Genomic DNA, 18471 nt, shown 5'->3' on the forward strand with positions numbered 1-18471 from the left:
TAACCTGTTTTTTTAGAGCAGTTTAAGTTTTTTTTTGTATTCCGTATTGTAAAACGCTTTAATTTTTCCAACCTTTTTTTACCACAAAATAAGAGTAAATAGAGCTTATCAAGTTTGCATAAAAAAGATATATTCCCACTAAAAAAAGAATCAATGAAGCAAATATATAAATCATAATAATTTGACTTAAAAACGTATCTCCATATTTGTCTGTAGGATAGTATTTGTCAAGAATAGGTATCATTAAAATTAGTAAAATAAAAGAGTTTGTAAACCAAAAACTTTTCCAAGTTTTTTTGTCATTTAAAAAGAAACTGGCTCTAAATTCTATTATTAAATAGATGATGCCTATAATAATCTGAAAAATCGCTATAAATTTAAAAAGATCAGATTCATAAAAATCATCTAATTTGAATCTTATACCTAGGTTCGCATCTGTAACATGATTAAAAATTATTGCAGTGTAAATTGCTATTAATAGCCCAGTAATAAGGAATATAATACCGTATTTAAATGTTATGCTTTTAAATTTATCTTTCAAAACGGAAATCTTTATCATTATCAAATTTTAAATTCAGGGTGTTTATTGATTTACAAATGTTTTACCAGTTTGTATAAGATTAATTATGTGTTTAAGCACTTAAGTTAGTAAATAAATCAAAGGTAGAAAGTGTTCGCTGACTTTTGTATGTAGAATATATAATAAAGCCAGCAATTAAATATACACTTATTAAGTTTATAAAGTAGCAAATTTAAGTATTAAAACAAGTAATTGCAAAATCAGGATTAATATATGATGAAACTTATAGAAGTACTTTGATAAAAAATTAAACAAAAATTAGTTGTTTTTTACCACAGTTCTTTGTTACCAAATGTTTTCTTTTTCTTTTTTTTCTTCTTTTCTTTCATACATTTTTTTCATTTGTTCTTGAAAGTCATCAATAATTTTATCACTAAATCCATAAATAATAACAGATTCTTTTTGAGGTTCCTTAGACGAGTATACAATTAAACTTCCGTCTTTTTTAGTTTTAGTTTTTATTTCCATTATTGTTTATTTTGTACCATTTTTCTAAAATATCATATATTCCATCACAAATACCGATAAGCATACCCGGGTCATATTTTTTATGAAATCCATTCTTTTCATTACAATCAATGCATAAAAAACCATATAAATTATTAATTCGTTCATTTGATTTATCATAAAAAGGGCAGATAGGAATAACTACTTCACTTTTATAGGGTAATGTCCAATATTTTTCTATCTCAGTTACATTAATATCTTTAGGTATATTCCCGTAGTTTTTAAAACTACTATTCTTATAGGATTTATCTAAAACTAAATTATTGTTTAGATAAAATGATTTATTAGCCGAACTTATGTTATTAATAATATCTAAAAAGCAAGTATTTTCAAAAATTGAATGAGTTTGTGGGTTTCCATCGTAATCTTTTCTGTCAAAGTAACTGTCTTCATCTCTTGCAATTGTCTTAAGTTCAGATTGTTGATTTGTGGTTCCGTCGTCATCTCTTTCAATAACTTTTATAGAAACGGAGTAATTGAAATTAGCTCTTTTTTCAAAATTATGTTTTAACTTATTTGTTAGATTAACTAAGGTTTTAGTAATATCCTCGCTTGTTGGGTTTTCTTGTCGTTTTAATTTATTTATTTGACCAAAAGAATCTTTTAATTTTATTAGAGTTTCTCCATAATAATTGTATTTACTAAGTAAATCTTTTTTACTTTTAGAATTATCAAGAATATCTATTCTTTTATCTTTTTCATTTAATTTTTCATCTCTGTCATTGATTTTTCTCTCTAAATGATTTATTTCTAATATAAATTCATAGAGAAGTCGAAAAATAAAAGAAAGTATAAGTATTGATATACCATACCTTGTTGATCTTAATATAGTAAAATTAAAGATATTTTTTAATCCAAAAAAAGTCATTACTGTAGTACTGATACTTCCTAAGTAAAACTTATAGTTCCATTTGATAGCTTGTAATAATGCTCTTTTAAACAATTTTTTATTTTTTTATTTTAATATTTGGTAACGTTTTGTGTATGGTTTGTTGCGTGTTTAAATGTACAAAATTTAGAGTTAAACACTAGCTTTATAAAAAATCACTGACCTTCGGTCTAGCAAGGAATAGCAATTAACTATACGCTTTGTTGTAGGTAGTTTTTATCTTTTCATTCTTATTGAAATCGGATATTCTTTTCCACTAATTTTTGTCCAACCAACTATTAAAATCCAATTAGGATGCAAACTTAAATTAATATTCAAGTCGTTATGTTCCATAAAATAAACGGCAGTTTCATAATCGTTTTGATTTTCTTCGTTAATTACAATTTGTCCTTTTTTTCCTAAATTTATTTCACGTGCATAAAATTCAGGCGAGTATATTCCGAAACTAAATTCAAAGTCTTCCTTTTCACAAAGTTCATCAAAAATATTTTCATCTGACTTAATTGTCAAATCAATTATTTCATTCCCATTAATTTCAATCGTTGATTTTTCTCGGTCAAATGAAAAATCATAATTTCCAATTATAAATTCCTCTTTAATTTCTTCAGTTTCGTTCGTTTTTTTCTTAAATATATTTCTCATTCATTTACTTTTAGCTTCTAGCTTCGTTCCTCTTTTACAGTTGCAGCATTTAAAATTGATAATAAGTCATTATTTGCTTCATTGATTATTGAATCAATTTCATTTTCAAATCGAGATAAATATATGATAGCAGACTTTACTTGAAATAAATTGTATTTCGATGTATCAACATTAAGTTTCTTAAATTTGATTTCAACAGTTTTTAAATGATAATTTTTATCAGTTAATAATTCAAAATAAAGTTTTTCAGGGTCTTTTCTCATAATTACCTACAACTCGTTATATAAATAACAAAGTTCTCGTTTATTGGGTTATAGTTCCAGATAAAAGGAACTGTCGATAAATATATAAAGAGGTACTAAGGTTACTTTACGGATATCCGCAGTTCTTTATTTTTGGTAAGTATATAGCCTAAAAAAATGTAGATATAGCAATTGAATATTCTAACAATTTTTTTTCAATTTCAAACCTAAGAAAATTAATTGCTTTTTGCAAGATGTATAAACAGTTAATTATTAGCTGTTTTTTAAACTTTTTTAAAGGAGTTTTCCCTTTGCTATTTTCTTTTAACACAATTTAACATTTTTTTTTTAGGGGGTTTCAATCCTTGTCTGTTTAACCTCTGCATAAATAAAAATAGATAATAAAATGAGAAATTTAATGAAGGGATTGTTAATCTGTGTGATTACATTAATGGCAGTGAGTTGTTCAAAAGAAGATAACTTAAATGCAAATCAATTTGCTAAGAAAAGTTTTGTAACTAAGAAGGCAACAGATTTTTTTGTGAATAGAGATGGTAGTGTGAATGTAACAGTTAATGGAGGTTTTCAAGATCCTAGAGGTGAAGGAGAAGAAAGAGGTTTTGTTTATGGAGAAAGCTCTAACCCATTAGTAAATTTAAATAATACAATTGTTGCTGCTGGTCCTATTCAAGAAAATGTTTTTGGTGTTTTTAGAAACATAGCAAAAGGAAAAGTTTATTATGTAAGAGGATACTTTAGATTAAAAAATGGAAGTTACTTTTATGGTAAAGAAATTGTATTTAATACAAATATTGATGCAAGCAAAACGAGAAAATTAAGCATGGAAATGTTGTCAAAGCCACACTGGGTTTCATCAACAGAAATGACTCCTCAATTAGATGTAACTGAATTAGAAAAAGAGTCTCCTAAAGAAATTGGTTTTGAGTATAGTGTAAACAAAGATTTTTCGAACAGTAAAAAAGCATTAGCAACAGATATTAAAGGAAATATTTTTGTAACTAAATATGCTGTATTAGTAATTAAAGGGCTAACAGCTAAAACAACGTATTATTTCAGACCTTATGCTGAATATAATGACGGTACTGTTACCAATGGAGGAAAAAGTGTAGTTGAGTTAACAACGAAATAAATAAAAAAGAGGCTGTTGATGAAGACAGCCTCTTTTTTTGTTGTTAAGCTTTTATATTAAAACTGATAACGAACACTTAGTCCAAAATCAGAGTTAAAACCATCATAGGCATCACTAAAACCAAACTCTGGTCTAAAATCTAAAGAAACCATTAAAGGAATATCAAAGCTATATTCAACACCAATAACTCCAGCACCAAATAAAGAAGTACTAGAACTACTATTAACTGTTACGCCATTAATAGTTTGCGACTTTGTTTTCCAACTTCCAAAACCACCACCAACACCAGCATACCAATTAAAACGATCTTCTAATTGCCATACCCATTGGTATAAACCAGTAGCTTTAAAAGCACTATAGTTTTTATTTCCTCTAATACCTAAGTCAACCTCTAAACGATTTGTATTACTTAATTTACGTTGGTATGATATCTCACCACCAAATCCGTTATTATCTCCAAAACGAATACCAATTGCATTTTCAGAAATTTGTTGTGCATTGGCAGTTAAAGCAGTAATTGTTAAAAAACCAATAAATAAAAATAATTTTCTCATAATAAAAATCTTAATTGTTTTGTTTGTTACTTGACAAATTATATGCCAAATAAACTTCTTTTTTTATTTGTAGCCAATCTTTTTCTTTTAAATAACGTATAAATTTAAAAAGAAATAGCATTTCAAAAGTTAATATTTCCGTTTAATAACCTCATTTTACCACTCATCATAATTGTGTTTTTGTTCTACGCGTTTCAAACTAGTTTTGAGGTGTTATAAAAATAAACTAATAAAAACGATTATGAATAAAACGCTATTTTTTTTAATTATTGCACTTATTATAGTTGGGTGCAGCTTTGAAAAATCAAAACCCGCTAATATAATAACGAGTGATATAACGAACTTTTGGAAGGCATACGATAAAATTCAAAAAACTTCAGACACTATTCTACAAATGAAACATTTGAAAGAGTTGTTTTTTGATAAGGGAACTATAGGTTTAAAAGCAATGATGAAAGCAAAAAATGTTACTCCACAAGAATATTTGAAAGTAATAAATGAATATCCGAAATTTTGGAAATCAGTTAGAAAAAACACATTAAGAACCAATGAGTTTAGTATAAAGTTAGAAGAAGGGATAGAAAAATTACGAAAGATATATCCAAGTTTAAAACCCGCAAAGTTGTATTTTACAATAAGTGGATTAATGTCAAATGGAACTACTTTAGATGGTTTGGTGCTTATAGGAAGTGAACTAGCAATGGCAGATAAGAATACAGTTTCTTCAGAGTTTTTAGGAAGGATGAAAAAAAACAGGAGAATATTTTTTGATTCTAACCCCATAGATAATTTGGTTCTTTTAAATATTCATGAATATGTACATACTCAACAAAACATGCCAGTAAATAATCTGTTATCAAAAGTAATAAGTGAGGGAGTGGCTGAATTTGTTTCAGTGAAAGCTATGGGGATTCCCTCAGTAACACCAGCAGTAGCTTATGGGAAGCTTAATGAAAAAGTTAGACAAAAGTTTGAAGAGGTTATGTTTTATGGTAACAACACACATAGATGGTTATGGAGTGATGCTCCTAATGATTTTGACGTTCGTGATTTAGGGTATCATATAGGTTATGAGTTAAGTGAAAGGTATTATCAGCAAGCAAAGAATAAAAGTGATGCTATTAAAAAACTAATTGAGTTAGATTATACGAATGAAGTAGAAATTGAAAATTTTGTAAATAGTACTGGGTATTTTTCAGAAACGCTTGAGAGTTTGTATGAAAAGTTTCAGAATAAAAGACCCTATGTTGTTGCTGTAAAACAATTTAAAAATAAAAGTGAAGATGTAAGAGCTTCTTTAAATAAGTTAACAATCGAGTTTTCAGAACCAATGCACCAAAAGTATATGAATTTTGATTATGGGCCTTTAGGAGAAGAAGCTGTAGTAAAGTTTAAAAAAATGATAGGGTACTCTAAAGATGGGAGGTCATTAACTTTTGAGATAGAACCACTACAACCTAATAAAAGATATCAGTTAACAGTAGGTTGGGGCTTTAGAAATTTGAAAGGTGTTCCTTTAAAAAGGTATTTAATAGATTTTAAAACAACAAAATAATATATTTAGTGCACATAATTTTTTAGATATTTTGATAGTGAAAAACCGAAAAGTTATGTGCTTTTAGTATACTATTAAATGTATAGATTTGTATAATTTAAAAAACTAAAATGAATTATTTTTTTTCAAAAAGAGCAGTACCTAATTATATGGTTTGGCTACTAACATTGTTGCCAGATTATGTAATGAAAATTATTGATTTAGAGAAAAATAAGGAACTGGTTAACTATCTTCTTCTTGAAAGTTTTACCTGGTTTTTTGTAGGAATTATATTAACGGCGGGTATTCAAATTGGTTTAGAGAAATTTACGAAGAATAAATCGGTAAAAGATAAGGTAGTATACTTAATACCATTTATGATTATTGCATCAGTACTATTCAATTTTATATTTTGGCCAATAGTTGATGCTTTGTTTGAATACTTTATGCATAAAGTGAGCTACCATGGTAAGTTTGCAACTCGTATTTTTAATTGGCTTAACTGGATTATTTGGTTTGTATGTTATACCGCATTTAATTTATATCATGAGGTAAAGGAAACTAAATTAAAGAATGCTGAATTAGATGCCATATTAAAAGAATCACAATTAAATACGTTAAAAGGACAAATCAACCCTCATTTTATGTTTAATAGTTTAAACAATATAAGAGGGTTAATGTTGGAAGATGTAAATAAAGCAAGAAATATGCTTACATCTTTGTCTGAAACGCTTAGGTATTCTCTTACACAAAACAATATAGATGCAATAGCTTTAGAGGATGAACTTGAAATGGTTGAAAAATATGTAGATATTTCAAAAATACAATTTGAAAACAGATTACAATTTGAATTAATTGTTGATGAATCTTCATTGAGTATTCAAATTCCACCAATGCTCATTCAAATGTTAGTAGAAAATGCCATAAAACATGGAATTTCTAATATAAAACATGGAGGAAAAATATCAGTTATTGCAAAAGTGGTAAATAATTTATTATTGATAAAAGTTGTAAATTCAGGAACTTTACAAAGTAATAAAAGAGGTACACAGGTAGGTATTCAAAATATAAAAAAGCGATTAGATTTATTGTACGATAAAAAAGCTACTTTTAGCTTACACCAAGAAGAAAAAAATGTAGTTGCAACTATTCAAATTCCATTATAATGATACCATTAAATGCAGTTATTGTAGAAGATTCACGTTTAGCCAGAAATGAATTAAAAGAACTGATTAAACAACATAAAGAAATAAAAATTATAGGGGAAGCTGAAAATGTAGATGAAGGTTTTGAGTTAATAAATAATACGAAGCCTGATTTATTATTCTTAGATATCAATATGCCTGAAAAAAATGGGTTTGAGCTTTTAGAAATGTTAGATGAGGTTCCTATAACTATTTTTACAACTGCTTTTGATGAATATGCTATAAAATCGTTCGAGTATAATGCTTTTGATTATTTGTTAAAACCAATAAATGAAAAACGTTTTTCTAAAACAATACAGAAGGTTATTGAACAAATAAATTGCAGTCTAATTATTGAAGACAAGGATAAGAATACATTTAATTTAGATAAGCAGATTTTTATAAAAGATGGTGAAAAATGTTGGCTCGTGAAAATTAAAGATATTGTATTCTTTGAAATAGTAGGCAATTATACCCGCGTGTTTTTTGAAAGTAATAAAGCGCTAGTTTATAAATCACTTATTCAAATAGAAGAAAAATTACCAGAAACTGTTTTTTTTAGAGCCAATAGACAACAAATTATAAATACTAATCATGTAAAGAAGGTTGTATCGTGGTTTAATGGTAAATTAAAAATAGAAATGCTTTCAGGAGAAGAGATTGAAATATCAAGAAGGCAATCTTATATTTTTAAAGAACAGCTAAGTTTTTAATTTTATAAGAAGAAAGATTAAATATTTCAGTTGCTGTTTTTACGTTAAATAAAGTATAGATAACTATATAAAAACACCTCTTGACTTTAAATTGTCAAGAGGTGTTTCAGTTATATTGAGTATTGTTTTATAAAGGTAAAAATATTATTCTACACGAATTCGTATTCCTTTAGAATGACTGCTAAATTCAGGAGCGTACATATTTTGTATGGTTGTAATTCCATTACTAAAATCTCCTGCATTATTAATTCTTACATCATATTCAAACACATATACGCCTTTGGGTAAACGATCAAAAAAGAAATTTGTTGAAGCGTCTTTTGTACTTTCATAATAACCTAAGCCATCTTGCCATTTGTATTTAGAAAGAACGTTTATTGGTTCTACGCCACTAGCTCTCATATCTTTCATATGAATGAACTCCATATTTCTATCTGAACGTAATTCTATACGTACCGTTAGTAAATCTCCTACTTTTAACAACGAATTGTCAGTAACTTCAATTAACTTTTTACCAGTATCAGAATTTACCTTCTTAAATAGTTTTTTCTTTAATTGTAAAGGTGTTTTTGCAGAGGTTATTTTATCTAAATCTTCAAAATATTGCCAATACAAACCACCCCAAGCAATTGATTTTCCTTTTGTGCTAATAGAAACTTCTCCCATATTAGGAGTAATTTCATTGCCGTTCCAAGAGGTTTTAAAGTACCCAGTACCAGCTTCAACTTTTACAGATGGAATTTTGGTTGGGTCAATTTTTTTATCACCAATTTTAAGATCTACTAAATCGGTTACAGATATCCAATCACTACCTTGTAATAATAGTGCATAAACAGCTTCAGTAGTTGCTTTAGTTGTTTTCCATTGGCTAACTTGCTTGTTTTTTAACAACCATATTTTTAAGTTATCTACTGTTTTTGTATCGTTTTCAACTTCAGCAAAAGCTTCAATTAATAAAGCTTGTGTTTCAATAGGAGCTTGGTACCAATACCAGCTAGGCTTGTTGTTTTTCCAATACATACCTAGTTCTTCTGAGGTGATACTATTTTCTTTTAATGAATTTAAAACTTTAGAGGCAATCTTTTTGTCTCCATTTCTATGTTGAATTAAAGCAATTAATCCTTTACTATATAAATTGAATTCATTCCAGTAAGTGGCAGATTGATTTCTATAATATTCAATTGCTTGACTAGCTTTATCAATAACAGGTATATCAGAATAAAAACTACGCATGTATAAATACTGTAATTCAAAATAACCTATATGTTGCTTTGCTAGAAATTTTTCTGCTTTTTCAGCGCCACTTTTTTGTTTTATTTTGTCTGCTTCTCTAAGCAGTTTCTTATAATCATCAGTAATTTCAAGATCTAAAAATTTAATGGCTTTATGAAGTATGGTATTTACATCTTTATTAAAACTTGTAACGCCTAATTTTTTTAAATGACCAAAACCACTAGCAATATGTTGTGTAATATATCTGTTTGGATACATACTACCTTTAAACCAAGGAAAACCTCCATTGGGTAGTTGCATATTTTTCAACTTGTTTATGGATGATTGTTCTTCATTACTCAATTTATTTAAGTCAAATAAAAGCGCAATTCTCTTTTTTTGTTCGGTTTCTGATTGTGCATCACGTAACCAAGGAGTTTCCTGAATTATTAATGATTTTAACTCTTGATTTTTCTCTAAGTTACTAACTAAAGCTTCTGATGATTTCCATTGATTAAAAACTTCTTGTATTCTTGGATTTGAGTTTGCGATATGACTAGCAAGTGTATTAGCATAATAACGAGCAAAAGTTTGTTCACTACATTCATGAGGGTATTCCATTAAGTATGGTAAAGCTTGTACAGCATACCAAGCAGGGTTAGAGGTAACTTCTACCGTTAATTTATGGTTTTTTAAAGTTGATGAGGTATTATTTATAAGTTTATCGAGGGTAAATGTTTTTGATTGATTACCTCGTACCCACATAGGTAAGGTTTCAGTAACTAACATTCTATTTGATAATATAGGTAAAGCATTTTGTTCTCCATCAGAAAAATCACCTGCTTTTGCAAAAACTTTATATTGAACAGCATCAATAGTTTCAGGAATGGTTAAATTCCAAGAAACAGTGGTGTTCCCGTTTTTATCAATCGAAAAAGATTGAGTTTTTGTAGTATTATTTAATAAATCGATTTCTTTTCCAGTTACAGGATTGGTTAGTATAAGTTGAGCAATTCCTGTTACGTTTTTACTAGTAAGATTTGATATTTTTGAGCTTAATGTTATTTTATCTCCATGGCGTAAAAAACGAGGAGCGTTTGGTGTAACCATCAGCTCTTTTTGAGTAACAGTTTCTAATGTTTTAGTAGCAGCATGTAATTCTTTCGTATGAGCTAATAATTGTAACTTCCATTTAGTTAATGCTTCAGGTGCTGTAAAATTAAAAGAAATATTTCCGTTTTTATCTGTTGTTAAATGTGGATAGAAAAATGCTGTTTCTTGTAAGTTTTTACGTATTTGAATCCCCTTTAAAGAGGTTTTTGTATTTTTAGTTTGACTACCAACTTTATAATTTTTAGTTGAGTTTTTAGGAGACCATCCTTCATCTAAAACAGCACTTTCTTCAACTTCTGCAAGATTTGCACTAACTCCAGGGACGCCTCCAGCCATTCTACTCATTTTTCTTCTTGGAGCAGAAATTCCATAGGCAGTAGTAACAACTTCATCTAAGACATTATCATTTTCCATTAAAATAATAATATTAGAAAAATCACCTACAGCTTTTTCAATCGTTTTCATACCTACAAAACTATAAACAAGTACATCTCCTTTATTAGCATTTAAAGAAAAATTACCATCAAAATCTGTTTCTGTTCCATATGTGGTTCCTTTTATTAATACAGTTACGCCAGGAAGCGGACCACTTTCATCCTGAACTACACCAGATATAGTTCCATCAAATTTGGTTCTTTGAAAAGTTAGTCTTTTTAAATATTGAGTGTTAACCCAGTTATCATTAATAAAACTAAAACCAAACCAATTGTATTGAACATTTCTTCTTTGGTAGTTGTTGTAATACCTATTCGTATTATCGTTTAAATTCTGAACTCTAAAATAATTATTACCAAAACTTATAGTTGCTTCAGAGTTATTGTATATAGAATATATTGGTTTTTTAATAGGAGAGAAGTTCCATTTGTGTGGTTTAAAAGCATCTAAAGAAGCGTCATACATTCCTGTTAAAAGTTCAGCAGCTACTACATCTTTTTTAGTCCCTTTGATAGTGAAACTCCATGTTTGTTTTTGTCCAGGTTGTAGTTTGTCTCTAAATGTTTTTGTACTAATTTCTAAATCTGTTTTAGGATAAGGAACACTAACTAACAAATTTCCTTTTTCAAAAGCATTATAATTAACAAAATACCATTTTACCCCAAATCCACCTATGTCATCTTTAGTTACTGGGATAGATATTTTAGTATGATTTTTAGTTAAATGAATATATTTTCTTTCTACTGTTTTATGTTGTTTTTCTATAAGGAGCATTAATGTGATATCTCTTGAATTAGAGCTTATCGTTATTTCAGCTTTATCTCCTACATTGAATGAAGCCTTATTAGTTGTTACTTGCACTAATTTAGTATCGGCAGGTAGTTTGTCTAATTTAGAGAAAACAGAAACAAACTCTTTAGCAGTTACCTTTTGTCCAAATTTATCTTGGGTATCTAAAATAATTACATATTTGCCAGATTCCCAATTTCGTATACTGTTTAAAGCTATTTCTTTATGATTTTCGGTATTAAACTTTGTATTAAAAACTAGAGTTCCTTTTTTCCAATTAATAGAATTATCTTCATTTGTGTAAGCATCATTTGGAAACTTATTTTCAAACTCTTTTTTAGGTATCGTTTGGTAATCAGGAGCTGTCCAAGGGCGTTTGCGTAAAATACGATTAGGAGCTTGTAGTTTATAAATTTTTAAGGTTCCTGTGCTAGCTACAAATTCGTCATTTAAATTTTTAGTGCTAATTTTTAGTAAGTGACTGTTCTTTGTTTTATCTAGGTTTTCAGGGCTTTCAATATCAGCTACTAAGGCATGATAACCAACTTTTACTTCAGTAGTTGCACTTCGAGTTTCACCGTTAATATCAGTTACATCAGCAGAAATTTCGTAAATAAAAATAGGTAAATCTTTTTTAGCAATATTTTCATCAGGCATCGCTTTGAACTGTATAGAAAAATTACCAGATGAATCTGTGATGCCTTCACCTTGAGTAATTTCTTGAGGTTGTGAAGTGAAATATGGTCTATACCAATACCACCACCTAGGATATTGTACTTTTCTATGAACGCGATATATAACTTTAGCATCTGTAATATTAACTCCGGAAAAAGCTTTAGCAAATCCGTTTACAGTTATAGAATCGTTTATTTTAATAGTGCTAGAAATAGGTTTAAAGACAGTTTCAAATTTTGGACGTTTGTATTCTTCTACAGAAAAATACGTGTAGTTTTTATAACGACCAATAGATGTTTCAATAAGAAATTGACCGGTTAAACCTTGGTTAGGTAACACAAATTTTGATGAAAAAGATCCAAATTCATTGGTTTGTAGTTCAATTTCTTTTAATACTTGATGGTTTACGTCTTTAAGAGTAATTGCAACTGTTTCATTAATTTTTACGGAAGCTTTCTTTTTAAAAGTTTCCATAGCAATACCTTTAAAGTGAACTGTTTGCCCTGGTCTGTATATACTTCTATCAGTAAAAAGAAATGTTTCTGTATGAACTCTAGATGTTGAATTATTATTTTTATATCTCGGATTTATATAAAATTTACCAAAATTTACATTTTCATCTTTATAGGTAATATTGGCATTTACATTAGGGTAATATTGTTTATTTGGAATAAAGGTAAACTCTCCATTTTCGTTTGTTACAAAATGGTTATCTAGTTTTTTGTCGTAGTGATTTCTTGTAGTATTAGTAAAATGAACTTTGGCATTTACTATTGGTTTTCCAGTGTTTCTATTAACAACTTGATAATTGTTACTTTGTTCGTTATTGTTTATAAAAGCAATATTTGTTGCTTGTACATAAGAAAAAGCTACTGTAGTTTTATTAGATAATTCTTTTTTAGTAGTCGCAAGAATTAAATGATTTCCACCAGAAAGTTTTGGAATACTAACTTCAGTAGAGTGTTGTTGATAGTCTTGTTCATCTTTTAATTCCGAGTACCAAGAAGTTGTTTTATCAAGTTTTTTGATAAATTCAATTTGTTTTTTTTCATTATAAATTTTTTCCAGTTCCAAAATTTGAGCGGCAGTAATTTTATAAATAGAAAAATATAATTCAGCACTATTTTTATAAGTAACTAATACTTTTGAAAAATGATTTATTGGAATATTTTTTTCAGTAATAATGCTCAATGATTTAGTAAGAATTTGTTGTTTTAAGCTTTCACATTTTTTTGCGCCATCACTTTCAGGAAATTGAAGTATTGTTTTATTACAAATAGCCAACGCTTCTTTGTTTTTAAAACGATGTTTATTTTCAACCTTGTTTGGTTGGTAGGTGTTTGCTAATTCTGTATAAACTTTTGCAATTTCAAACGAATATAATCCCGAAATTTCATCTGTTTTGTAACGATTTTTTGAAGCTTCTAAAGCCTGTAAATATAAATTTTCTTTGTTTTTAAAAATACCATGTTGCTTTACAAAAGCTAAACGTTGTAAATCTGTAGTTACTAAGGCTTCTAAATTTTTATTTTGTACATGAAATTGAAGTAAATCTTGATATATCTTTAAGGCATTAAACTGTAAGGATGTCGTGTCTTTAGTTGTTAGGTTAATTGAAATAAAGCTATTAAAGTCACTTAATAAATTAGGATTGTTTAGCTTAAATTGATAAGAAGGTTTTGTAATATTTGTTTCAGTAGTTTTATAAAAATCTAAAGAGTTTTGTGCCAAGAAGTCGAATAAAGTTGGATGGTATTTTTTTGTGTCTTTAGTAGTACGTAAAATATCAGAAAAACTCTGAATGTTAATTTTTTGAAGTTGGTTTTTGTCAGCTAATGAAGCTTTATAATATTTATGTATTTCGTTAAATAATGTATTTAAATCCCATGTTCTAAAATCAGTTGAATCAACTTTATTTTGAGTTTGTGTTCTGTTATAAAACTTCCATCTATTTTGATTAAAAAATTGCCAATATAAGTTTGCTAGTATATTTTCTAATACATTTTTCGTTGGGAATTCATTAGTTACTATGTGTTCTTTAAATTGATCAATAATTTTTAATTGAGCATCTTCTTCTAGTATTAAAGAAAATTTACTTTTATAAAAAAGTGTTTTTACTAGTTGAGGTGAATTATTATTTTTCTTTGCCTTTTCATAAATTTCATCAACAATTTTTGAAGCAGATTTTGGAAGGTTATCAATTTCAAATTTATGAACCTTATCCCATAAACTTTGATAGTTTTGCTGAGCTTTAATTGTTGTAGAAAATAGAAATATCATTAGTGAAAGAAGGATTGTTTTTTTCATTTTAATTCATTTTTAGTCAATTGATAGTATTAATTATCAATTTTAATAACTTAAATTTTAGTAAAGCACGTATTTTTTTGTTGTTCAATCAACCTAAAATATGTGAATTGGTATTTTTATGGTGTAAACGTTACTTTTCATTTAGTTATTGGTTAAAGATAATGAAATCTATATAGGTTTTTTGTATAAAACAAAAAACGAGCCATTTGAATTTTTGACTTTGTTTTTATGGAAAAAAATATTCTTTTCAATAACAATTAAAGTGTTTTTTGTAAGCTGTTATACTTCATTATCTTTACAGAAAATTTAGGAGTTTTAAATGAGAGTACATTTTATAGCTATTGGAGGAAGTGCAATGCATAATTTAGCAATTGCTTTAAGCAAAAAAGGATATCAAGTAACAGGAAGTGATGATACAATTCATGATCCTTCTAAATCTAGATTAGCCAAATATGGGTTATTACCAGAAGAGTTTGGATGGTTTACTGAGAAAATAACTGAAACATTAGATGTTGTTATTTTAGGAATGCATGCTAAAAAAGATAACCCTGAATTATTAAAAGCCCAAAAGCTTGGGGTGAAGATATATTCATATCCTGAATTTTTATATGAACAATCTAAACATAAAACACGTGTAGTTATTGGAGGTTCACATGGAAAAACTACTATAACTTCAATGATTTTGCATGTTTTAAATTATCATGAAAAAGAAGTAGATTATATGGTAGGTGCTCAATTAGATGGCTTTGAAACAATGGTACATTTAACAGAGGAAAATGAATTTATTGTTTTAGAAGGAGATGAATATTTAAGTTCTCCAATTGATATGCGTCCTAAATTTCATTTATACAAACCAAACATAGCCTTATTAAGTGGTATTGCATGGGATCATATTAATGTATTTCCAACATTTGAAAACTATGTAGAGCAATTTTCGATTTTTACAAACTCTCTAACAAATGGAGGGATTATGGTATATAATGAAGAAGATACTACTGTAAAAGATGTTGTTGAAGCATCTGAACATGCTATAAAAAAATACTCATATAACACTCCAAATCATAGTATTGAAAACGGAATTACATTTATTGACACTCCTGATGGTTTAATGCCTTTAGAAATATTTGGAGAACATAATTTGCAAAATTTAGCTGGAGCTAAATGGATATGTCAGCACATGGGAATTGATGAAGATGATTTTTATGAGGCTATAGCCAGTTTTAAAGGGGCAAATAAAAGATTAGAGAAAGTTACTGAAAGTGATAGTACAGTTATATTTAAAGATTTTGCCCATAGTCCAAGTAAAGTTCAAGCTACTACCACAGCTGTTAAAAACCAATATGCTAATAGAACTTTATTAGCTTGTTTAGAATTGCATACCTATAGTAGTTTAAATGCTGAGTTTTTAGCAGAGTATAAAGGAGCTTTATCTAATGCAGATAAAGCAGTAGTTTTTTATTCTCCAGATGCTGTTAAAATTAAGCAATTAGAAGAGGTTTCTGAAGAGCAAATAGCTAAAGCTTTTGAACGAGATGATTTACTAATTTATACAAACCCACAAGAATTTAAAGAATTCTTATTTGCCAAAAATTTAAAAGATACAGCGCTTTTATTAATGAGTTCGGGGAATTATGGAGGGTTGGATTTTGAAGAGGTTAGGCAATTAATCTAAATTTTTTAGTTGTTTTTTAAACTCTTTATCTGTAAGTCTTTTAAATAGCCAAAATCTTATTTTGTTATCATAAATAGATTGATAAAATATTTTAAATCTAGATTTAAAGTATCTAGATTTTTTTTGCTTGGCATAGTGTTTTTGTCTGTAGTTATTGTCGTTTAATATTTTCAAGAATAAATTTATGCAATATTGTGTATGTTTATTAGTATGAAAATCTAAAGAGTTGATATTCCCAAATGATACATAGCAAAGAGCTAAAAAAGTATTTAAAGGACTTTTGAGTTTTTTAAATTTATTAAAAGAGTTTTTTGCTATTGTTTTTTTAGATAACAAGAAAACATCATAAGCGTTTCTTAAGGCTATATCATTAAAGAATAAACCATCATCATTTATTTGTTTAGCAATTATAGATAAACAAAGTTGATCAGAGTAACTTAATACATTCACATTACCAATTTGTTGTATTTTATTTTTAATGTAATTGTAATTAAATTCATTTGAATAATCCTTAATAACCATTTGTTTATGTATTTCTACTCCAGCAATTTTATTTGGATGTTGTATTCTTGGGTAATGTTTAAATGAAGGGAAATCATATTTCAATTCTACCACGGGAGAGTAATTGTTTTGATGTAGAATACTTATGGTTTTTTCATATTCTTTTGGAGAAATTATAAAATCAATATCTCCAACCATTCTTTCTGAAATGTCTTCATAGAGTCCTTCTAATAAGTTACCAGTTCCTTTTAAAAAAATCGGAGTAATATTATTGGTTAAAAGTAATTCGTTGATTTCTTTTGCTTGTTCAATAATTTGTTGATTTCTTTCACGGTTAAGATTGGTTATGTACTCCATGTATCCAACCAAATCATTAGGAAGATGATGTAAAAAGCCAGCACGTTTTAAATTACAATATAAGGCAGGAAATACATAATGACCAGTGCTTAATTTAACTACACTATCCCAATCAACAGTCTTGTCAATTATTTTTTGTTCAACTATTTTTCGATTTTCTTCTTCATGGGTTATAGTTAAACATTTACCAACAAAAAAAAGTGTTTCTTTATAAGTCATCAGTAAATAGTTTTTTTACGGTTGTAATCATTTTTTCATTATCAGAATACGTAAGTTTATAACAGGATAAGTTGTCAAACCAATCTAAAAAAGAAGTCGCATTTTCAGTTCTTGCAGAAAGCCACGAATCTGGTACTAATTGCTGAAAAGCATCAAGTTTTGAAATTTCAGTAATTTTTAAATCACTTTCAGCTTTATATTTAATAAAAACTAATGTTTTACAAGGCTGATGTTGTTTAGATCCAGAGTTTTTTGGAGGAAGATACCGTACTATTTTGTTTAAAGCTTTAAAATGGTATTCAGCTGAAGTTTCTAACTCAGGGTAAATTGGTAAAAGAACAGGTAAACTATTCTTTTTTATTGAAATAGCAGAAGAAAAACTATAAACTTCTTTATTTTCAGAAAGTATTGGCACAAAGTCATCAGCTAAACATGAAAAGCCATTAGCTTGTAACAATGCTAAAGAAGTACTTTTTCCATTGCCAGAATCACCCAAAAAAAGAATTGCTTTTTCTCCGTTACTTACAGCAGAAGCATGAAAAATACCCATCCAATTGTCTTCTCTTTCCTTATGAGTATGCTCAATAATTTTCATTGAGAATTTTCCTTGAAAATAGTGGCTCTCGGATGTTTTCCATGAGCCAATTAGAATATTGTCAATGTAAAAATGAATATTATCGTTGGAAGTAAAAACTTTATAATGGTAGTCTATTTTATTTTGAGAATCGACTTCTAAATGTGCAAACTTAGGATGGATTAACGAGAAGCTATAATCACTTAAGAATTCAATAAAAAATATGCTAGAATTTATTTTATAGTATTTTCTAATATGAAAAGTACTAGGAATGCTATGACTAGAAAATGTTTCTTCCTCTGCAATCTTTTCTTTTAAGAGTTTTTTTATATCAGTTATAAAACCAGAAGCTTCATCATAAGGTATGTTTATTGACTTATATAAAGTAGTGAAAATTTCTTTTATAGGAGTTTTTTTATTTAATAGATTAAGTGTGTCTGCAACAATATTTTCAACAACAATATATTGATTGTTATGCGATAACCAAACAATACTTTTACCTTCAATTTTCTTTGTTAAAATCATATCGTGTAAAAATAATAAAACCAATTTTTAAAGAGCGATATTTATATATCTTATTATAGTTCTGGTATAAACTTTGTTACTTTTAAAAATTGATTGG

At 27.8% G+C, this 18471-nt stretch carries 14 protein-coding genes; 5 read left to right on the forward strand and 9 right to left on the reverse strand.

Annotation, left to right across the window (positions count from 1 at the left end):
* Positions 1–58: 58 nt before the first annotated feature.
* The 5 genes from ACKTTQ_RS01100 to ACKTTQ_RS01120 form a co-directional block, all read right to left on the reverse strand.
* On the reverse strand, positions 59–559 hold the full coding sequence (locus tag ACKTTQ_RS01100) for a hypothetical protein (protein ID WP_408048194.1): 501 nt from the start codon (positions 557–559) through the stop codon (positions 59–61).
* Positions 560–865: 306 nt separating this feature from the next.
* Positions 866–1048, reverse strand: coding sequence for a hypothetical protein (locus tag ACKTTQ_RS01105; RefSeq protein ID WP_408048195.1), 183 nt, complete (start codon positions 1046–1048; stop codon positions 866–868).
* The gene (locus ACKTTQ_RS01110; protein ID WP_408048196.1) at positions 1032–2030 is read right to left on the reverse strand and encodes a hypothetical protein; all 999 of its coding nucleotides are present in this window, start codon (positions 2028–2030) and stop codon (positions 1032–1034) included. The genes ACKTTQ_RS01105 and ACKTTQ_RS01110 overlap by 17 nt, the downstream gene beginning before the upstream one ends.
* Positions 2031–2192: 162 nt before the next feature.
* Complete coding sequence (locus ACKTTQ_RS01115) at positions 2193–2618, reverse strand: hypothetical protein (RefSeq protein ID WP_408048197.1); 426 nt, start codon at positions 2616–2618, stop codon at positions 2193–2195.
* A gap of 17 nt (positions 2619–2635) precedes the next feature.
* A complete protein-coding gene (locus ACKTTQ_RS01120; protein ID WP_408048198.1) occupies positions 2636–2881 on the reverse strand; it encodes a hypothetical protein in 246 nt (81 codons plus the stop codon).
* A 385-nt stretch (positions 2882–3266) separates the two neighbouring features.
* On the opposite strand from ACKTTQ_RS01120, the gene ACKTTQ_RS01125 reads away from it, so the two are divergent.
* Positions 3267–4010, forward strand: coding sequence for a hypothetical protein (locus tag ACKTTQ_RS01125; RefSeq protein ID WP_408048199.1), 744 nt, complete (start codon positions 3267–3269; stop codon positions 4008–4010).
* 56 nt (positions 4011–4066) lie between these two features.
* Here ACKTTQ_RS01125 and ACKTTQ_RS01130 read toward each other — a convergent pair whose 3' ends face one another.
* Complete coding sequence (locus ACKTTQ_RS01130) at positions 4067–4564, reverse strand: hypothetical protein (protein ID WP_408048200.1); 498 nt, start codon at positions 4562–4564, stop codon at positions 4067–4069.
* A 241-nt stretch (positions 4565–4805) separates the two neighbouring features.
* On the opposite strand from ACKTTQ_RS01130, the gene ACKTTQ_RS01135 reads away from it, so the two are divergent.
* The 3 genes from ACKTTQ_RS01135 (at position 4806) to ACKTTQ_RS01145 (ending at position 7995) form a co-directional block, all read left to right on the forward strand.
* Entirely contained in the window at positions 4806–6119 is a 1314-nt protein-coding gene (locus ACKTTQ_RS01135; RefSeq protein WP_408048201.1) for a hypothetical protein, read from the forward strand.
* Positions 6120–6229: 110 nt separating this feature from the next.
* The gene (locus ACKTTQ_RS01140; protein WP_408048202.1) at positions 6230–7264 is read left to right on the forward strand and encodes a sensor histidine kinase; all 1035 of its coding nucleotides are present in this window, start codon (positions 6230–6232) and stop codon (positions 7262–7264) included.
* On the forward strand, positions 7264–7995 hold the full coding sequence (locus ACKTTQ_RS01145) for a LytR/AlgR family response regulator transcription factor (protein WP_408048203.1): 732 nt from the start codon (positions 7264–7266) through the stop codon (positions 7993–7995). The genes ACKTTQ_RS01140 and ACKTTQ_RS01145 overlap by 1 nt, the downstream gene beginning before the upstream one ends.
* 144 nt (positions 7996–8139) lie before the next feature.
* On the opposite strand, the gene ACKTTQ_RS01150 is transcribed toward ACKTTQ_RS01145, so the two are convergent.
* Positions 8140–14526 carry an alpha-2-macroglobulin family protein gene (locus ACKTTQ_RS01150; protein WP_408048204.1) on the reverse strand — a complete coding sequence of 2129 codons (6387 nt, stop codon included), beginning with the start codon at positions 14524–14526 and terminating at the stop codon, positions 8140–8142.
* 319 nt (positions 14527–14845) lie between these two features.
* Between ACKTTQ_RS01150 and ACKTTQ_RS01155 the strand changes: the two genes are divergently transcribed.
* A complete protein-coding gene (locus tag ACKTTQ_RS01155; protein WP_408048205.1) occupies positions 14846–16198 on the forward strand; it encodes a UDP-N-acetylmuramate--L-alanine ligase in 1353 nt (450 codons plus the stop codon).
* Here ACKTTQ_RS01155 and ACKTTQ_RS01160 read toward each other — a convergent pair.
* Together ACKTTQ_RS01160 and ACKTTQ_RS01165 are read right to left on the reverse strand one after the other, a co-directional pair.
* A complete protein-coding gene (locus tag ACKTTQ_RS01160) occupies positions 16190–17275 on the reverse strand; it encodes a nucleotidyltransferase family protein (protein ID WP_113786605.1) in 1086 nt (361 codons plus the stop codon). The two genes, ACKTTQ_RS01155 and ACKTTQ_RS01160, sit on opposite strands and share 9 nt — an antisense overlap.
* On the reverse strand, positions 17265–18374 hold the full coding sequence (locus ACKTTQ_RS01165) for a phosphoenolpyruvate carboxykinase (ATP) (protein WP_113786606.1): 1110 nt from the start codon (positions 18372–18374) through the stop codon (positions 17265–17267). Before ACKTTQ_RS01165 ends, ACKTTQ_RS01160 begins: the two co-directional genes overlap by 11 nt.
* Between the last annotated feature and the right edge of the window lie 97 nt (positions 18375–18471).

This window comes from Tenacibaculum halocynthiae, from assembly GCF_964512825.1.
Taxonomy (GTDB): domain Bacteria; phylum Bacteroidota; class Bacteroidia; order Flavobacteriales; family Flavobacteriaceae; genus Polaribacter; species Polaribacter halocynthiae.